A 17,688-nucleotide genomic window follows, 5' to 3' on the forward strand; every position below is an offset into this window, starting at 1 on the left:
GAATGTCGCTTAAAGGCAGTCATTTGTTTACATCGGAATCCGTTACAGAAGGACATCCCGATAAAATTTGCGATCAAATCTCGGATGCGGTATTGGATGCTTTTCTGGAGGTAGATCCATATGCCCGCGTAGCTTGTGAGGTTTCGGTTGCAACCGGTCTGGTACTTGTAATTGGTGAAATCAGCAGCAGGGCGGATTATGTTGATATTCCGGCTATCGTACGCCGTACGATCAAAGATATCGGCTACACGCGTGCCAAATATGGTTTTGATGCCAGTACATGCGCCGTATTAACCTCGCTCAATGAGCAATCCGCAGACATTGCCCAAGGCGTTAACGCTGCGCTGGAGTCGCGTGACGGCAAGGATATGCTCTTGGAGAACGAAGATATCGGCGCAGGCGATCAAGGCTTGATGTTCGGTTTTGCAACTAACGAAACTCCGGAACTGATGCCGCTTCCGATCGCCTTGTCGCACCGGATTGCCCGTCAATTGTCCGAAGTGCGCAAGAATGGCAAACTGGACTACCTGCGTCCGGACGGCAAAACTCAGGTTACCATCGAATATGTGGATGGCAAGCCGAAACGAGTGGATACCATCGTTGTCTCGACACAGCATGCTGAGGAAATTTCGCTCGAACAAATTCAATCCGATATCCGCGAGCATGTCATCAAGCCGGTTGTGCCGGTGGAGTGGCTGGATGAAGAAACCAAATATTTTATCAATCCGACAGGCCGTTTCGTTATTGGCGGTCCTCAAGGGGATGCCGGTCTGACAGGCCGCAAAATAATCGTGGATACGTATGGCGGTTACGCTCGTCATGGCGGCGGGGCGTTCTCCGGTAAGGATCCGACAAAGGTTGACCGTTCCGCAGCTTACGCCGCTCGTTATGTAGCGAAGAATCTAGTTGCTGCAGGACTTGCGGACAAATGCGAGATTCAACTCGCCTATGCTATCGGCGTGGCCAACCCGGTATCCATCAATGTGGATACCTATGGAACAGGTATAGTCAGCGAAGAAAAGCTGGTTGAAGTCATCAAGAAGAATTTTGATCTTCGTCCCGCAGGCATTATCAAAATGCTTGATCTTCGTCGTCCCATTTATGGTAAAACGGCTGCTTACGGTCATTTTGGCCGTACAGATATCGAGCTGCCGTGGGAGAATGTAGACAAGGCCGAGCAGCTTAAAGCTGATGGCTTGGCTTAAATTTTTATCCTCCCGGACCAACCTGTACTCTTTAATAAATAATCGATCAAATACAAGCCGCTCCTTATTGCTGGGGGCGGTTTTTTTCTGTTGACTTATTGGCATATCCGTTTTTTTGAAGGGCTGGATTCGAACAACATGGAGATTGCCGCAGGCGAGTATAGTCCCTTTATTCTTGAAAATCATTAAAAGTCTTCATTTCAAGGTGTACTTGACCGAAAAAGATAATACGAGTGTCTTCTATTGGGGAGTGGTAAAGTTGGTTCGAAATCGTAGCTGGCTATTTTGTTTAACTGTAATGATATTCGTTGTACAAATCGGATTTGGATCGGTTATGGCTGGTCCATCCGCAGCTTCAGCCGCATCCGGAGGGCCGGAGGTACTGAGTAAGTCTCCTTCAGCCGGAGCAACCAATGTACAGTTAAGTGAAAAATTGGTGTTGACCTTTGATGAGAATGTGGCAAAAGGAACGGGATCGGCTGCCATATCGATTCGAAAGCTTAGTGATAATACGCTTTTTGAATCGTATATCGTATCTTCGGACAGCCATGTGCAAATAGGGGCGTCCAGGAATGTTGTCACCATAACACCAAGCAAATCCTTCGAGGCAAATATGAGCTATTATGTGTATATTGATGCAGGAGCCTTCCGGAATGAAGGCAATAATGCCAATTTTGCAGGGCTTACAAGCACAGCCGCCTGGAATTTCACAACAATTTCAACAGCAGACACATCGCCTCCGGCCCTAACGTCTGTATCCCCTGGAAATGGCGCATCTGCAAGTATTGGTACAACACTTGTATTATCCTTCAATAAGGCTGTTTATGCGGCCAGTGGCAATATTCAAATCAGCAATGTCAACCAATCCGGAGACAGCCAATCGATTGGAGTTGTTTCGGGCAGCGTGACAGGAAGCGCGTCCCCGAATATTACTGTGCAGCTTGGCACTACGCTGCGGCCAAGCAGCACATATGAAGTGACCATTCCAAGCGGTGCTTTTCAAGATGCCTCGGGCAATAGTTTTGCGGGCGTCAGCTCGGGACAATGGCGATTTACAACGACGGCTCCGCCTCTCGGAATTCCTTCCCTGCAGCCTGCTGACAACGCATTTTCTGTGGGAATTGCGAGTAATCTGATCATGAATTTTCCTGTCAACATAGCTGCGAATACGGGAAATATCAGAATCAACAAAATCTCAGATAACAGCACGGTTCAAACGATCAGCGTCAATTCGTCACTGGTAAGCGTCAGCGGCGGCTCGGTGACGATTAATCCGCAGGAGGATCTCTTGGGCAGTTCCGGCTATTATGTGCTGATCGATTCCGGCGCCTTCAAGGACACCGGTAATCCGGGACTTCTTTATGAAGGCATTTCGGATGCGTCAGTCTGGAACTTTACAACGGATGCCGGCAATGATACGACACCGCCAACGCTGGTTGGAGACCGGAAGCCTCTCAATACGCAGACAACGACCACGCTGGACATGGAAATGAACTTTAGTGAGCCGGTCTATCAGGGTTCGGGCAGCATCATCATCAAGAATGCAGCCAACAATGCTGTGTTTGCAACAATCCCGGTTACTTCAGATAAAGTCAGCGGCGGAGGAACGTCCAAGATCACGGTTAAGGATACCAGTCTTGTTTTTGTGAATAATACTTCTTATTATGTACAAATTGGCGGACAGGCGTTTCGCGATTTGAAAGGAAATTATTTTACCGGAATAAGCGGAACAACCGATTGGCAATTTATCGTGACGCAGGATACGGAGAAGCCTTCGATCGTCACCCTTCTTCCTCCTAATAATGAATCCGCAGTAGCTTTGTCCGGCGTAAATCTGGAGCTGCTGTTCACCGAGCCGATTCAACTCGGATCAGCTCCGTCGGTCAAGATAAAACGCAATTCGGGCAGCGCCAACGAAAACACGGTAACCACGAAACTATCCGTTGATCCGCAAAACAATCGGAAGCTGATTATAGCGCCAGAGAGTGCAATGACTGCTAACACGAACTATTTTGTGGAGATTGCAAGCGATACGGTTACAGATTTGGCGGGAAATAAATTTGACGGGATCCTGAATCAGTATCAGTGGACATTCAAAACAGCCAGCTCCTCTACAGGCGCTCCCTCTGTATCAAAAGCGGAGGTGCTGGGTACAAATCAGATTGTACTCACCTTCAATAATACACTTGATCCAAACTCAGTACCCGTTCCAGCCAACTTCTATGTTACCGTTAACGCGGCTTCCAGACCGGTGACGAATGTACAGGTCAGCGGCCAGACGGTCGTGCTGACCCTGCAGGGGACACTGGTCTCTGGACAGCTGATCAAAGTATCGTATTCGGCAGGCGAGAGGCCGATTAAATCTACAGGCGGTACAGCCGCTGCGAATTTCTCAGGCCGGGATGTTTCCAATAATCCCGACACAACCGTGCCCAGACAGCTCAGCGGTACAATTAACGGCAATACGATTATTCTGACCTTCAGCGAGAACCTGGCTGCTGTTAATTCGGGCGCCTACAGCCAGTTCTCGGCAGCCATTGGAAGCTCTACACGTACGGTTACACAGGTATCAGGAAGCGGCAATATTGTATTTATCACGTTTAACGGCAGTCCGGCAGCGAGCACGGAGACTGTAACTTTGTCTTATTACGCTTCAACCTATGCGTTGAAGGATTTGGCGGGGAATGCTGTTCCTTCCTTTAGCAGCTTCTATATTCAGAACGGGCAGGATACCCTTCCTCCGGTTCTGCAGAGTACAGCTGCTGCGGGTAATCTCGTAACTCTGACCTACAATGAGACCATGAACCCGGCAATGAAGCCGCCGACAAGGGCTTTTAAAGTCCTGGTTAACGGGACAGCGCGAGCGGTAACGTCAATCAATATCTCAGGGCCTCAGGTCGTTCTCACCTTGGCTTCTGCGACGGAGACAACAGACAATGTGAACGTATCCTACTCCGGGGGCTCACCGGCATTAACCGATATGAGCGGAAATGCCGCTGCCATCTTCAATGGACAGCTTGCAAATGGAGGGAATGGGTCATCGGCCGCCTCCATATCTCTTAGTGGAGTATTAGCCAAAGCAAGCACGATCACGGTCACCTTTTCGACAACGCTGAATGCGTCTTATCTTCCTTCATCCACTCAATTTACGGTTAAAGTGAATAATACGACTCGTCCGGTATCTTCAATTGCAATAAACGGCGCCGCTGTTACACTTACGCTGTTCACGCCTGTGGCCATCGGCGATACGATTACGGTAAGCTATACGGCCACAGGAACGATACTGCGTTCCACCTCCGGTGTGGAAGCAGTATCGTTTACAGATATCAATGCAGCGAACCAGACAACCTGGGCGGATAATACTTCAGGGGATTTCGAAGAAGCCCAGGGCGGCGGAATAGCCATCAAGACATCTGCCGCCGCCGTCACAACCGCTGTTTCTCCTGCTGGGCAATCAACCCATCTTTATACCATCACATCGGAGAAGATTACGAGAGCCTTCTCCACGATACGGACAGTCAGCGGAATGGCGCCAAGAGTCGTGTTCGTTGTTCCGGACAGCGAGAATGCCGCCATGGTTTCTGTGCCGCTGGGAGGATTGGAGGAAGCCAAAAAAGCTGCCTCCAACGCTTCTGTCGCAGTTGTATATAAAGGTGCTACCTACGAGATTCCACTTAGTGCACTGGATTTAACAGAGCTGGCAAAATTGTTGAATGCAGCCGGTGCTGCAGGACAGCTTGTCATATCCATCGATACCAGCGCCACAAACATGGCTTCGCCGCTTACCACAGCGTTAAATGCGAGCAAGGCCCAGATGATGATAAGTCCGGTCAACTTCGATCTTACGGTTACCAATGGAGCCCTGACGAAAAAAGTGGACAGCTTGAACGGTTATGTAACCCGGACTTTGAAATCAACTATGCCGTTGAACGGACATGAAGTGGCTGTTGTCTGGATGGATATGGTAACGAATAAGCTGTCTTATGTGCCTACCAGAGTAACCAGTGAAAATGGGCAATCTACAGTAACCTTCAATAGCAGAAGCAACGGTGCTTTTACTGTAGTAAAAGGCTCGGTCGCTTTTTCAGACATCAACAAGCATTGGGCACAAAACGATATTCTGCTGATGGCGAATAAATATGTGGTTGAAGGGACCTCTCCTACTACCTTTACTCCGGATAAATCAATCACCCGTGGAGAGTTTGCGGTTCTTATCGTCAAAGGTCTGGGTCTGTCCGGCGATAAGCAGGGAGCCTCCAAGTTCAAGGATGTCAACACGTCCTCGATACTGGCGGCGTATATCGGCGCAGCGGCGAACGCCGGAATTATACTGGGCATGCCGGATGGCACCTTCATGCCAAACAGTCCGGTGACCCGGGAGCAGATGGCTTCGATGATGATCCGGGCATCCAATACAGCCGGCGTACAGGTGGTTCTTTCGCAGGATGTGTCGGCCGTGCTGAAGAAATTCAGCGATTCCAACAAAATCGGCACCTGGGCACAAAGCGATGTGGCCAAAGCCGTTCAGGCAAGCATCATCAACGGCATGTCTTCCACAAGCTTTGGCGGCAAATCCAACGCGACACGGGCGCAAGCGACCGTTATGGTTAAGCGTCTGTTGGATTACGCCGAGTTCCTGGATCTTTGATCCAACCCTCTCTACCATAATAGTGATACTATGAAAATTGCTGAAAAGCTATCCGAGAGCCAGAATCGGATAGCTTTTTCTTTTCGTTCTTCGCCCGCTGATAGGACTCTTCTATCAAGCGTAACTTTTTCCAACTAGTAATAGTCTATAGCTAATAGACTTTTATGATGGGAGAGTTGCAGGAGAAATGCGCAAACTTGATAGAATAAAAAAGAAAAATGTCGTGAACACACGGAATTTGACGAAAAAACAGGTACTTATCTTAACGTTGGGTGTCTCTATACTTGCTCAGCCGCTCTCTATAGCAATTCCAGCGGTTGCCTCTGCCGCCACCGATACAAAGTCCGCCAATGCCTCTCAGAGCACGCAGGAGCAGCTGGTGCGTGTCTACGAGGAGATGATCACCTCCGGAGCGAAGCGTGTGGATTACAAATGGGCAAATAAAACAGGCTCGGGCGCCGAGCAGTCCAATGTCCATGTCATAGAGGTGGATTTGACCAATCCCAATGTGAAACTGGATGTCATGAACGGCAAGACAGGTGCGATTACCGGCTATGCCTCGACCGGAAACATGGTCAAGAACAGCGGCGCTGTCGCAGGCGTGAACGCGGACTATTTCAACACGTCGGGAAAAGGCGTGCCCATGGGGGCTGAAGTCCTCGGAGGCACATTGGTGGCAAGCCCCTCCAAGCTTAAGGGGATGTACGCCTTCGCGGTGACTGCCGACCGCAAACCGATGATTGACCTGTTTGACTTCAACGGAACGGTAACCGCGGCGGATGGCACGGTATTTCCGCTTGCCGGCATCAATAAAGCCTCTTATACGATCGAACCGGAGAATACATACAGCCATGCGAATGCGATGTATATCTACACGAGTGCCTGGACGGCTCCCCGCCCTGATGCCAAAGAGAGCTCCACAACACCGACGGAAGTTCTGGTAGTGGACAATGTTGTCACTCAAATTGCCGAGAACTCGATGATTCCGGGGACTCCGCCGGCCAATGGCTATATTTTGCGGACGCACGGCAAAGCGGCAGAATTTGTGCGGGATCATCTGCAAGTAGGTCAGCCCGTTACTTCCATTTACGGCCTTGTTTCGCAAACAACGGGGAAAACATATGATCCGGGTTCTCTGCAAATGCTGGTTGGCGGACATACGATCCTGGTTGATGATGGCAAAGCGTCAGCTTACTCCAGAAGCATCAGCGGGATCAGCGGCACAGGCGATCGTGCGCGTACTGCCGTTGGATACAGCAAGGATGGCACCAAGGTATATATCATCACCGTTGAAGACAGCGATAACAGCGAAGGGGTCACGATTGCCGAGCTTCAGAAGCTGATGGTTCAGCTTGGTGTGTGGCGGGGCGTGAATCTGGACGGCGGAGGATCGACCACGATGATCACACGGCCCCTCGGTGAATTCAGTGCAGGGCTCACATTCCCTACGGAATATGGCACCGTGCAGCGCCTGATTCCAAGCGGCTTGGGTGTATTTACGACAGCCCCGCAGGGACAGGTGAAAGGAATCAAAGCAAGTGGGAGCGGCGTCCTCTTTATCGGTCAGCAGGCCACCTATGAGATGAAAGCCTACGATACCTACTATAATCCGATCGATCCCGGAACGCTGACGCCGACCTGGAGGTCATCCAATACGCTGGGTACATTCTCGGGAAATACGTATACAGCTCAAAAAGCGGGAAAAACAACATTAACCGTCAAATCCGGCAGCGGCAGCGACGAGCTTCCAGTGGAAATTGTCGGCGGCGATCAGCTTGCCCAGATGAGCGTCGATGTGAGTTCGCCGGTCCTGGAGCAGGGCAAGACCGGCACGATTTCCGTTGAGGCAGTCCTTAAGGACGGTCGCAAATTGACGGTGCCCGCTTCCTCTATCAAGTGGGAGCTCCGTGGCTTCAAAGGCACAATTAGCGACGGTACACTGACCATAAATTCAATTGATGAAGGCGCCAAGGCAGGTTATGTGATCGCCCGTTATGACGGCTTCTCCTCGGTAGCGGTTCTGGCTGCCGGAGCGGATAAGAAATTTGAAGATTTCGAGCAGACGACCTACCCAATCACCTTCTCCAATACGAATGCTGTAGTGGGGTCTGCGACCCTGGTTGCCGGATTGTCCGAAAATGCGGCATCGAAGGCGCTGCAGCTCACTTATGATTTCACAGGGGGCAGCGGCACGAAAGCAGCCTACGCCGTCTTCAACACGACCGGCAAGGCATTGGAGGGCAAACCGTCTGCCATTACCTTGGATGTCCTGGGCGACAACAGCCTGAACTGGCTGCGCGCTGAATTCATTGATAACACGGGCAAAGCTCATCTTGTGACGCTTGCCAAACAGGTGGACTGGACAGGCTGGAAGCAGCTCAAAGTCAATCTTCCGGCTGGCGAGATGGCGTACCCCGTGAAGCTTAAACGGATATATATGGCCTCACTCGAGGATGGCCAGGATGAGCGGGCATTGGCAGGATCTGTAGCGTTCGATAATATAAGCTTCCAATATGCGGCACTGGTTGCGGAGCCCCCCCGCACCACAATCCAGCTGGTGGTCGGCTCCAAGTCGGCGAAGGTTGGAGGAGTGGCGATGAAGCTGGATGTGGCTCCTCTGGTGATTAAAGGCACCACGTATTTGCCGCTCCGCTTTGTTACCGAAGCGATGGGGGCACAGGTTGTGTGGGAGCCTGCGAATAAGCGGGTATCCGTCCTTCGCGGCGACAAGCTGATGGAAATGTGGATCGGACGCGAGGAATTCCTGCTAAACGGACTGCTCAAGGAATCAGAAGTAGCCCCAATTACCCGGTCAGGACGGACCTTGGTCCCAATCCGCCTTGTGTCGGAACAACTAGGACTTACCGTAAATTGGGATGGCAAAATGGGCACGATTACCGTCGAATGATAGTGACGCGTTTGCGTAATTGTGTGCTATGATAGAAAGTAGATATTTTTTAAGAAAGTGGGCCGAGTCTAACGTGGATTATCGCATTAACGATATCGATCGCGTGATCAAAAACGCCGTTCTTGTGATGGAAGACAGTAAATACCAAATTTACGAAATTTGCGAATCCGCGCGCAAAGAGCTTTTTTCGCTCGGCCAGGAGCTTACCCAGGTCATTAAAGAAGCAGCTGAAATTATTGATAAAGTGGACAAGCTGGAGCTCGACTATCGTCGGGCCCGGATCCGGCTTACGGAAGTAAGCCGTGATTTTGTAAGGTTTAAAGAGCAGGACATTAAGATTGCCTATGAGAAGGCTACCCAATTACAGCTGGATCTTATGGTTTTTCGGGAGAAAGAAAGCTACTTGAAGGCGCGTCGCGATGATTTGCAAAAGCGGGTTCGCAATGTCGAGCGGTCTGTTGAACGGGCCGAGTCGATCGGATCCCAGATCAATGTCGTCCTCGAGTATCTGTCCGGCGATCTGAATCAGGTGACCCGGATCCTGGAATCCGCCAAAAATCGCCAACAGATCGGGCTGAAGATTATTTTGGCCCAGGAAGAAGAGCGCAAACGGATTGCCCGGGAAATTCATGATGGTCCCGCACAATCACTCGCAAATATAGTTCTTAGGACGGAAATTGCGGAAAGAATGCTGGGAAAGCAGGAATTTCAATTAGTACAAGAAGAATTAATAGACTTGAAGGGACAGGTTCGCTCGGGAATTGAGGAGATCCGTAAAATCATCTTTAATCTGCGCCCAATGGCCTTGGATGACCTGGGACTTATCCCGACCCTTCGCAAGTATGTCCAGGATTTTGAAGAGAAGACCAAGATTCGGACGATATTCGACACAATCGGAAAGGAAATGCGATTGCCCTCCGCTATGGAAGCAGGCATGTACCGGCTTGTTCAGGAAGCCTATAGCAATGCTTTCAAGCATGCAAACCCTACTTTCGTCGCGCTTGAATTTACGTTTCAGGCACAGATGGTGAAGATTGTCGTTAAGGATAATGGCGTCGGTTTCCATGTCGATCTGATTGAATCCCGGACCAAGGACAACGCACATTTCGGTTTGATCGGAATGCGTGAAAGAGTGGAACTGTTGGAAGGGAGGATGGAGATCGAATCGGCAATCAACGAGGGAACAAGAATTACGATTCATATCCCTATCAACGCGGAGCAAAGAAAGGAGTAAACTGACGATGGATCAAAGAGCAACGACTGCCAAACGCAAGATTAAAGTATTAATTGCAGACGATCATCAACTATTCCGCGAGGGACTCAAGCGGATCCTTAATATGGAAGATGATTTGGAAGTCATTGGCGAATGCAACGATGGCATACAGGTGCTAGAGTTCTGCAACGAGAACAAGCCGGAAGTTGTGTTGATGGATATTAATATGCCCATCGAGAACGGCGTTGTCGCAACCGAGCGGCTGCGCGACATTTTCCCCGATGTGAAGGTTATTATTTTATCCATTCATGATGATGAGAGCTACGTGTTCGAGACCCTTCGCAAGGGAGCATCCGGTTATTTGCTCAAGGACATGGAGGCGGAGGCCTTAGCGAATGCGATTCGCTCCGTCGTGAGCGGCTATGCATACATTCATCCCAAAGTGACGGGCAAGCTGATCAATCAGCTGCGCCGGATGACTTATCTGGACGAAATCGGTTCGACTTCCGGCGCTGCGGCAAGCCGTGAGGCCGGTGTGAAATTTGTCCCCAGCGAGAATAATCCGCTGACTCGCCGTGAAGCGGAAGTGCTTCGCTTGATGGCTGAGGGCAAAAGCAATAAAATGATCGGCGAATATTTGTTTATCAGTGAAAAGACGGTCAAAAACCATGTCAGCAGCATTTTGCAAAAAATGGAAGTTGACGACCGGACGCAAGCGGTTATTAACTCCATCAAGTTCGGCTGGGTGACCCTCTAGCATTAACGTTTTACATACAAAGGAGAAGAGCTTCCGCATCAGGCGGAAGCTTTTTTCATTTTTTTATCAGCTATCCCGTACAGAGGCCTTTTTATCCGACTTGTCCGTTGGTGTCCCGCACTTATAGGCTGCTGGCGGCATATGATGTCACAAAAAGGAGGTGGCCGCCTTGATCCCGATTTTGCTGGGAATCATCGGTTGTTACGCCTTGGCGGCAGCTGCTGTGCATCTGGCTTATGTCTTCACGAGGAAAAGGAGACGAGCTGAGCGGCATTATGTCCTGCTCGCCCGGAATGAACAGCATATGATGGAATGGTATATACGGTCAATCCGCCGGCTATCCCACCGGACAGGAGAAGAAGTAAAGGTTACAGTGATCAATCAGGGAAGCGAAGACGATACCTTGAAGATTGCGGGGAGATTTGCAAGAAGCGGGATGAAGGTGGACATAGCTGCCGGGATGCAGCCTGCCGTCACCAGTGCCGTATCGGACGATGAACCATATGAAGGAGAGCAGGTGCTCGTGGATCTGGGAAAACCTGAGGAGCTGTTGAAGCTTCCTCTATGACAGCCTGGAGGACAAGAAAAGAACCATTCATGAGGATTGCTTACGCAGAGGAGGGCGGGGTATAATCAGCTATATACAATTATCGGACGAGTGAAGCACACACGTACCGCTGCCCCAAGGCAGCTGGCGGGTGTGCTTTTTTTGTTCGATTTATACATTCTGAAGGGAAGATTCGCTTCGCTATCAGTGACGGTATCAGCGATATCTTCTGGCTGACCACGAATGCAAGCGGCTTTTATCGTTTTTCCATGCGGCTGGTGAAGGAGCTTGCCTGTTAGGATGCCCACTTATGTGGTTTAGGACAGTTTGAAAGTGGTTGTTTCACGGAATAACCGGATATGGAGGAGGAGGAGCCTTTGAAAGTTACTTTATACATAATGAGTTCCGGGCAGGAATCCCGTGCGTCATGGTCGATAGCGCCCGAGATTGATTTTGCCTACTGGCTGGATACCGCTTTCCGGAATGAGGCCGATCAGGAGACCAAGGGGATTCTATTGGGTTCCGGGTATGGGAATATGAATACTATCGCGAATGAATTGAACGGGCGCTTGCTTGAGGCAAAGGTCATAGAACTGATTGTTTGGCCATATATGCTGCCGCTTGGTCTTGCGCAGAGGATTTCAAAACATTGGCCGGATTCTGTCCGCAAGGGGGCTAACAAGAAGGAAATAATCAGCCAATTGACACGTCAGATTCGCGAGTCAAAGCTGATGGACATGAAGATGGATCACGCTCATCCAATGGCACAACCCGTCGAGATAAGAACACCGGATTCCCCCACTTCCACGGACGCGGTGGCTGCCCGGGAATTGGCGCGGCAAGCATGCGGCGCCGCCATGAGAGTGCAAGGTCGGCTGCTTCTTACCGGCGAAGTCCTTGCACTAATTGCGGCGGATGCCCGTGAGATCTCTGAAGGCGTGCCCGTACAGGCGTCTTGGGACGCTGTTGTCCCCGCACTCCAGTTGGCCGCTTTGCAAGGTCTGATGGGTTTGGAAAGCGCAGTTTCCCAGCAAGTCTCAGATTCGCAGCCGTTATGGCGTTCAATGCGGCGTAAGGGTGCGGGAGTACAGCTTCAATGCCGGCGCTGCGGCAGCACGGCTGCCCGGATGAGACGAACGCCATGCGCAGTATGCGGGCAGTCGTGCGCCTATTGCGAGGCGTGCTTGACCATGGGACGAAGCCGCGAATGCAGCCTGCTTGTCAGCGGCACTCCGGTGCGGGCGGCCAGAGAGGACGAGGTCAGGCCTGCTGTTGAGTTTGGCGCGCCTCATACGCTTTCACAAGCACGGGGCACGGATGACCGGCTTGCACGCTGGGGCCTGAGTCCGGCGCAGAGTGCTGCGACTGCGGCAGCGCTAAGTTATATGGAAGGCGGCGATGCTTCTGGTCGGACCACATGGATTCAGCGTATTGCCGGGCTTATTGGAGGCACTGCGCCAGCCAGCCAGCAGCGACGCTTCCTGCTGTGGGCCGTGACGGGGGCGGGCAAGACGGAGATGATTTTTCCGCTGATTGAAGCCTGCTTGCAGCAGGGGGGCCGGGCGCTTATTGCGACACCAAGGCGCGATGTTGTGCTTGAACTGGATCCCAGGCTGCGCAAAGCCTTTCCAGGCACAACCGTTGTTACCTTATATGGCGGGAGTACACAGCGCTGGGAATATGGGGAGTTGACGATTGCCACTACACATCAGCTGTTTCGTTTTTTTCATGCTTTTGATCTGGTGGTAATCGACGAACTCGATGCTTTTCCTTACCATAACGACCCGATGCTTCAATATGCGGCAGGCCATGTATGCAAGCCTGGTGGAACAACAGTCCTGCTTTCTGCCACACCGCCTGCGCAGTTGAGACGTGCTGCACAGCTTGGAGGCCTGGCGCATGTCCGTGTTCCCGTGAGATTTCACCGGCATCCGCTGCCTGTGCCAAAGCTAATCCGGATTCCGCCGGTAAGCAAGCTGCTGCGGCAGCGAACTTTGCCGCACCTCCTCGTCTCAGCTTTGAAAATATCAATTGGGCGGGGCGCTCAGGTCTTTATGTTCGTCCAGCAAATCCGTGACGTGCAGCCGCTTGTCGGGAAGCTGCAGACTTTATTTCCCGACATTGCGATTGAGGGAACCTCCTCCAAGGACGGGGACCGTGCCGACAAAGTGCTTCATTTTCGCGACCGCAGCATTCGTTTATTGGTTACAACGACCATTTTGGAGCGTGGTGTGACCGTTCCCAAAAGCGATGTCTATATTCTTGACGCCGATGGAAAATTATTCGACGATGCTTCGCTTGTACAGATGGCAGGACGTGCAGGCCGATCCAAGGATGACCCGGCAGGTCATGTCTATTTCTGTGCTTCAGCACGAACAAAGTCTCAGAAGTCTGCGATTGCCCAAATCAGAGGAATGAATAGAATCGCAAGAAAAAACGGTTATCTTGTTACACCAGGGAAGGAGTAAGGATCAGAGCCCATGCCATCCTTTTGGAGCCTGCTGCACCAAACATTACCGAAAGCTATTCATAGCATTACCGCTCTGTTGGCACCATCGTCCAGCCAGTGTCTGATGTGCGGCAATGCGTCACGGCGTGCGGCGGATGCCCCATTCTCCGCTCTTTGCGGAGACTGCCAGCAGGCTATACCGTGGATCAGGCATATTCATTGCCCGGTTTGTGGACGGCCCGAGCACTGTCCGGACTGCATGCGCCGCGAGGATACGGCATTTATATGCAACCGCAGCGCGGTTCGATATAGTCCGCTCATAAGAGAATGGCTCGCTTTATATAAATACCGCGGCCATGAAGCGATTGCGCCGCTGCTCGGAGAGATGCTCTTCACTGCGTATTCACAGACGGTCACAGAGATGACAGGAAGGTCGGAAGCTTTTGCCATCAACGGATTTATTCCCGTGCCGGTGAGCGAAGAACGTCTTCTTGAACGCGGGTTCAACCAGGCCGAGCGGCTCGCCAGGATTATGGCAGAACGCAGCGGACATCCGGTATTCGATATTTTAAGACGAACGCGACATAGCGGCAAGCAAAGCTTCAAAACCAGGGGCGCCCGTATAAAGGATGCCGAGAATCTATTTGCAGTGGATCATGATAGTTTTACATCTATGCTGCTTCAGCTTTCATCGATTCGTCCGGAGGGAAGTTTACAGAATCATAGACCCCGGGTGATGATCATTGATGATATTTATACGACGGGAAGCACAGTCAATGCCTGTGCTCATGCGATCCAGGACGCGTACCGCAGGAGCTCTTCAGACGGCATAATCGAAATTTTTATTTTGACACTAGCCAGGTCCTGAGTTAATTACCGTTATATGGGAGATGGGGATGACGCAATCATTTGAAAAAGATGATGAATATTGTCAAATTATGAGTTAGAATAAAGGTAAGTGTACGTGCTGTAGAAGGAGGCAAGAGGCATGGAGCTCGACAACTGCCCGCGATGCGGCAAATTGTTTGCCAAGAACTTTCGTGAAGTATGTCCCGCCTGCATTAAAGTCATCGATCAGGAATACCAGACATGCGCCGATTATTTACGAAAAAACAGAGGAACAACGATCAACGAATTGTCGGATGAGACGGGGATTACGATTAAACAAATTACCAAATTCATTCGTGAGGGCCGGATCTCTCTCATCGATGCCCCTAATTTATCTTATCCATGCGAGGCTTGCGGAACGCTCATTCGGGATAGCAACATGTGTCTGGACTGCAAGACCCGGCTTCTGGCGGATGTCAAAAAATCAAATGTGCAGCAAACAGCCAAAGAAGAGCCGGAGAAACCGCCTTCCTCCGCAGCGGCAGCCTACCGGATTATGGACCGTCTTCGCGATCGAAAATAACGATATCCATTCTTCTATAAATTTTTATACAAAAGTGCCGATAATACTCTTATACAGAGTTATCGGCTTTTTTACGTAGTAAAATATACATCTTCTCTGTACTTTGATTTAATATATAGGGGACGGCACCTGCCTGCCGATCCTGATGATTGCCTTACATTTGGAGGGATTACAATGAAAATCAATGAAACACAGAGAATTGGAGCAATGAACCCTTATCAGAAGCAGAACGAGCAGCGGACTGAGAATGCAGGACGCAAGCGGCAGATCGATGAGGTACAAATTTCAGCAGAGGCGCAAGAGATGCTATCATACAGCCGCACAAGCAAAGCCGACCAAAGCAAGCGTATCGACGAACTGAAGCAATCCGTAAGCACTGGGAGCTATCATGTTGACGCCGGTAAAATTGCCGAGAAGCTGCTTCCGTATCTGACAGATAAGAAGAAAGACAACTAAACAACCATTATGAAAATAGGTGAGCCCTGTGTCAGTTGAAATCATCGTCGAAACGCTGGAGAAGCAGGCGGAGCTGTATGCACTGCTTTTGGAAACGGCCAAGCTGAAAACTCCCGTGCTTGTGAAGAACGAAGTGGAGCAGTTGAATGCAATCATCCAAAAGGAGCGCAAGCTGCTGGTGCAGGCCGAGAAGCTGGAGCTGCAGCGGATGCAGTATTCGCACAGCTATTTTCAAAGCATTGGCGTGATCCGATACAAGGGCGGCAAAATAATTGATATCATTCGAACCATCACATCTCCGCAGGAAAAAAAAGAATTAACCGAGCTCCATGGAAAGCTGACGGGATTGCTGGATGAGCTTCAGAAGGTCAATAAACTCAACCAGGAGCTTACGATGCAATCGCTCAAATTTATTGATTATTCAATTGATCTTGTCATCGAGGATCCCAATGATTCGGTTACCTACCAGCATCCGATGAATACCGGCTACGGGAATCAACGAAACGGTTTTTTCGATACAAGAGGGTAGATAGAGGAGGCAACCTGCAATGGCGTCAACTTTTCATGGCATTGAAACGGCCAAAAGAAGCGTATTGACTCAACAAGCGGCAATCAATACGGTAGGCCATAATATTTCGAATGCAAATACGGACGGATACTCCCGCCAAAGAGTGACCATGGTTGCGAGCCGGCCTATGGAAGCATTCGGCATGAACCGCTCTACGGCTCCGGGCCAGCTCGGGACAGGTGTGGAGTTCACGGCAATCAACCGGATCCGTACGGCTTATCTGGACGATCAATTCCGCAATCAGAGCAAATATCTGGGAAGCTGGTCGGTCCAATCCGATACGCTGAGCAAGCTGGAGGCTGTCGTCAACGAGCCATCGGACACGGGGATCCGCACGGTTATGGATAAATTTTATCAATCGTGGTCCGATTTGAGCAAAGACCCGGAGAATGTTACAGGACGTAAAATCGTTCGTGAAACCGCTTTGGCTTTAACGGATTCCTTCAACCAGACCAGCAAGCAGCTTTCCGATTTGAGCGCCGATCTAACGAGCAGCATCGATGTGAAGGTAACACAAGCCAATACGCTGCTCAGTACCATCTCTTCGCTCAATTCTGAAATCAAACGTATTGAATCTCTTGGCGACAATGCCAATGATCTGCAGGACCAGCGGGACTTGTTAACAGATCAGCTGTCGCAGATCGTGAATATTCAAGTGACCAACACGCCCGATGGCTACACGATCGCTATGGGAGCTACCAATCTATTGACCGGTGATACAGCGACTCCGTTAACCGCCGCTTCTGTGGCAACCGCTTATCAATCGGGAGATTTGAATAACGGCGAAGTATTTGGGATGATCGTTTCCCGCGATGTCTACGTGGCCGACTATCAGCGCCAGTTGGACGTGCTGGCCAATACACTCGCCAATGGCGATATTAATGTCACCGTGCCTGCCGGTTCCATTCTTCCGGGAACGACAACTCCGCTTGCCGCAGATACGGTGATGACGGTTAAAGGAATCAACGGCTTGCATAAATTGGGTTATACGCTCGAGGAGCCGGCAACGGCAGGGCAGGATTTCTTTACTTTCAAGGCGGGGACGACCGCTATAACGGCATCCTCCATTCAGCTTAATACGACTATCAGCAATGACGCCAATAAAATAGCAACTTCCATGCGGACGATTACGACAGGCGGCGTTGCATCGGTTGTGAAGGGCAATAACAGCATGGCTCTTTTGATGTCCGAGCTGAGCGACGTAAAATTCAAATTTGACCAGTCCGCAACGGGCAACGGGATTTCCGAAGCGACAATCAGCAACTTTTACAATTCGATGGTGGGTTCGCTTGGCGTGCAGTCGCAGGAATCCCAGCGTCAATACCAGAATGCGCAGGCACAGACCGATCAAGTTGAAGGCAGCAGACAGTCGGTCAGCGGTGTCTCACTTGATGAGGAGATGTCCGACCTGATCAAATATCAGCATGCCTACAGCGCCTCTGCGCGATTTATGACAACTTATGATGAAATGCTCGAAAAATTAATCAACGGAACCGGAACGGTCGGCCGTTAAGAATAGGAGGGGA

Annotated in this window: 12 protein-coding genes; all 12 read left to right on the top strand. The window is 50.6% G+C overall.

Features of this window, described 5'->3' with window-relative positions; genetic code table 11:
- Nucleotides 1-2 precede the first annotated feature (2 nt).
- The 12 genes from metK (at nucleotide 3) to flgK (ending at nucleotide 17,675) form a co-directional block, all read left to right on the top strand.
- A complete protein-coding gene (gene metK, locus AC0YNV_RS20295; RefSeq protein WP_475769638.1) occupies nucleotides 3-1,205 on the top strand; it encodes a methionine adenosyltransferase in 1,203 nt (400 codons plus the stop codon).
- Between the two features lie 259 nt (nucleotides 1,206-1,464).
- A complete protein-coding gene (locus tag AC0YNV_RS20300) occupies nucleotides 1,465-5,853 on the top strand; it encodes an Ig-like domain-containing protein (RefSeq protein ID WP_475769639.1) in 4,389 nt (1,462 codons plus the stop codon).
- Between the two features lie 187 nt (nucleotides 5,854-6,040).
- Complete coding sequence (locus AC0YNV_RS20305; protein WP_475769640.1) at nucleotides 6,041-8,761, top strand: stalk domain-containing protein; 2,721 nt, start codon at nucleotides 6,041-6,043, stop codon at nucleotides 8,759-8,761.
- 73 nt (nucleotides 8,762-8,834) lie between these two features.
- Entirely contained in the window at nucleotides 8,835-9,995 is a 1,161-nt protein-coding gene (locus AC0YNV_RS20310; protein ID WP_210039017.1) for a sensor histidine kinase, read from the top strand.
- Between the two features lie 7 nt (nucleotides 9,996-10,002).
- The gene (locus AC0YNV_RS20315; RefSeq protein ID WP_210039016.1) at nucleotides 10,003-10,731 is read left to right on the top strand and encodes a response regulator; all 729 of its coding nucleotides are present in this window, start codon (nucleotides 10,003-10,005) and stop codon (nucleotides 10,729-10,731) included.
- A 169-nt stretch (nucleotides 10,732-10,900) separates the two neighbouring features.
- Nucleotides 10,901-11,299, top strand: a complete 399-nt coding sequence (locus tag AC0YNV_RS20320; protein ID WP_475769641.1) for a glycosyltransferase family A protein — start codon at nucleotides 10,901-10,903, stop codon at nucleotides 11,297-11,299.
- Between the two features lie 356 nt (nucleotides 11,300-11,655).
- Nucleotides 11,656-13,746, top strand: a complete 2,091-nt coding sequence (locus tag AC0YNV_RS20325; protein WP_475769642.1) for an ATP-dependent helicase ComFA — start codon at nucleotides 11,656-11,658, stop codon at nucleotides 13,744-13,746.
- A 12-nt stretch (nucleotides 13,747-13,758) separates the two neighbouring features.
- Complete coding sequence (locus AC0YNV_RS20330; RefSeq protein ID WP_475769643.1) at nucleotides 13,759-14,595, top strand: ComF family protein; 837 nt, start codon at nucleotides 13,759-13,761, stop codon at nucleotides 14,593-14,595.
- A 120-nt stretch (nucleotides 14,596-14,715) separates the two neighbouring features.
- Nucleotides 14,716-15,138 (top strand): TIGR03826 family flagellar region protein, encoded by a 423-nt coding sequence (locus AC0YNV_RS20335; RefSeq protein ID WP_475769644.1) that lies wholly within the window; start codon nucleotides 14,716-14,718, stop codon nucleotides 15,136-15,138.
- Nucleotides 15,139-15,312: 174 nt separating this feature from the next.
- On the top strand, nucleotides 15,313-15,594 hold the full coding sequence (gene flgM / locus AC0YNV_RS20340; RefSeq protein ID WP_210039012.1) for a flagellar biosynthesis anti-sigma factor FlgM: 282 nt from the start codon (nucleotides 15,313-15,315) through the stop codon (nucleotides 15,592-15,594).
- A gap of 28 nt (nucleotides 15,595-15,622) precedes the next feature.
- Nucleotides 15,623-16,123 (top strand): flagellar protein FlgN, encoded by a 501-nt coding sequence (locus AC0YNV_RS20345; RefSeq protein WP_210039011.1) that lies wholly within the window; start codon nucleotides 15,623-15,625, stop codon nucleotides 16,121-16,123.
- 19 nt (nucleotides 16,124-16,142) lie between these two features.
- Nucleotides 16,143-17,675 carry a flagellar hook-associated protein FlgK gene (gene flgK / locus AC0YNV_RS20350; RefSeq protein ID WP_475769645.1) on the top strand — a complete coding sequence of 511 codons (1,533 nt, stop codon included), beginning with the start codon at nucleotides 16,143-16,145 and terminating at the stop codon, nucleotides 17,673-17,675.
- The last annotated feature ends 13 nt before the right edge of the window (nucleotides 17,676-17,688 follow it).

It is taken from the genome of Paenibacillus sp. JT31N11 (genome assembly GCF_056269285.1).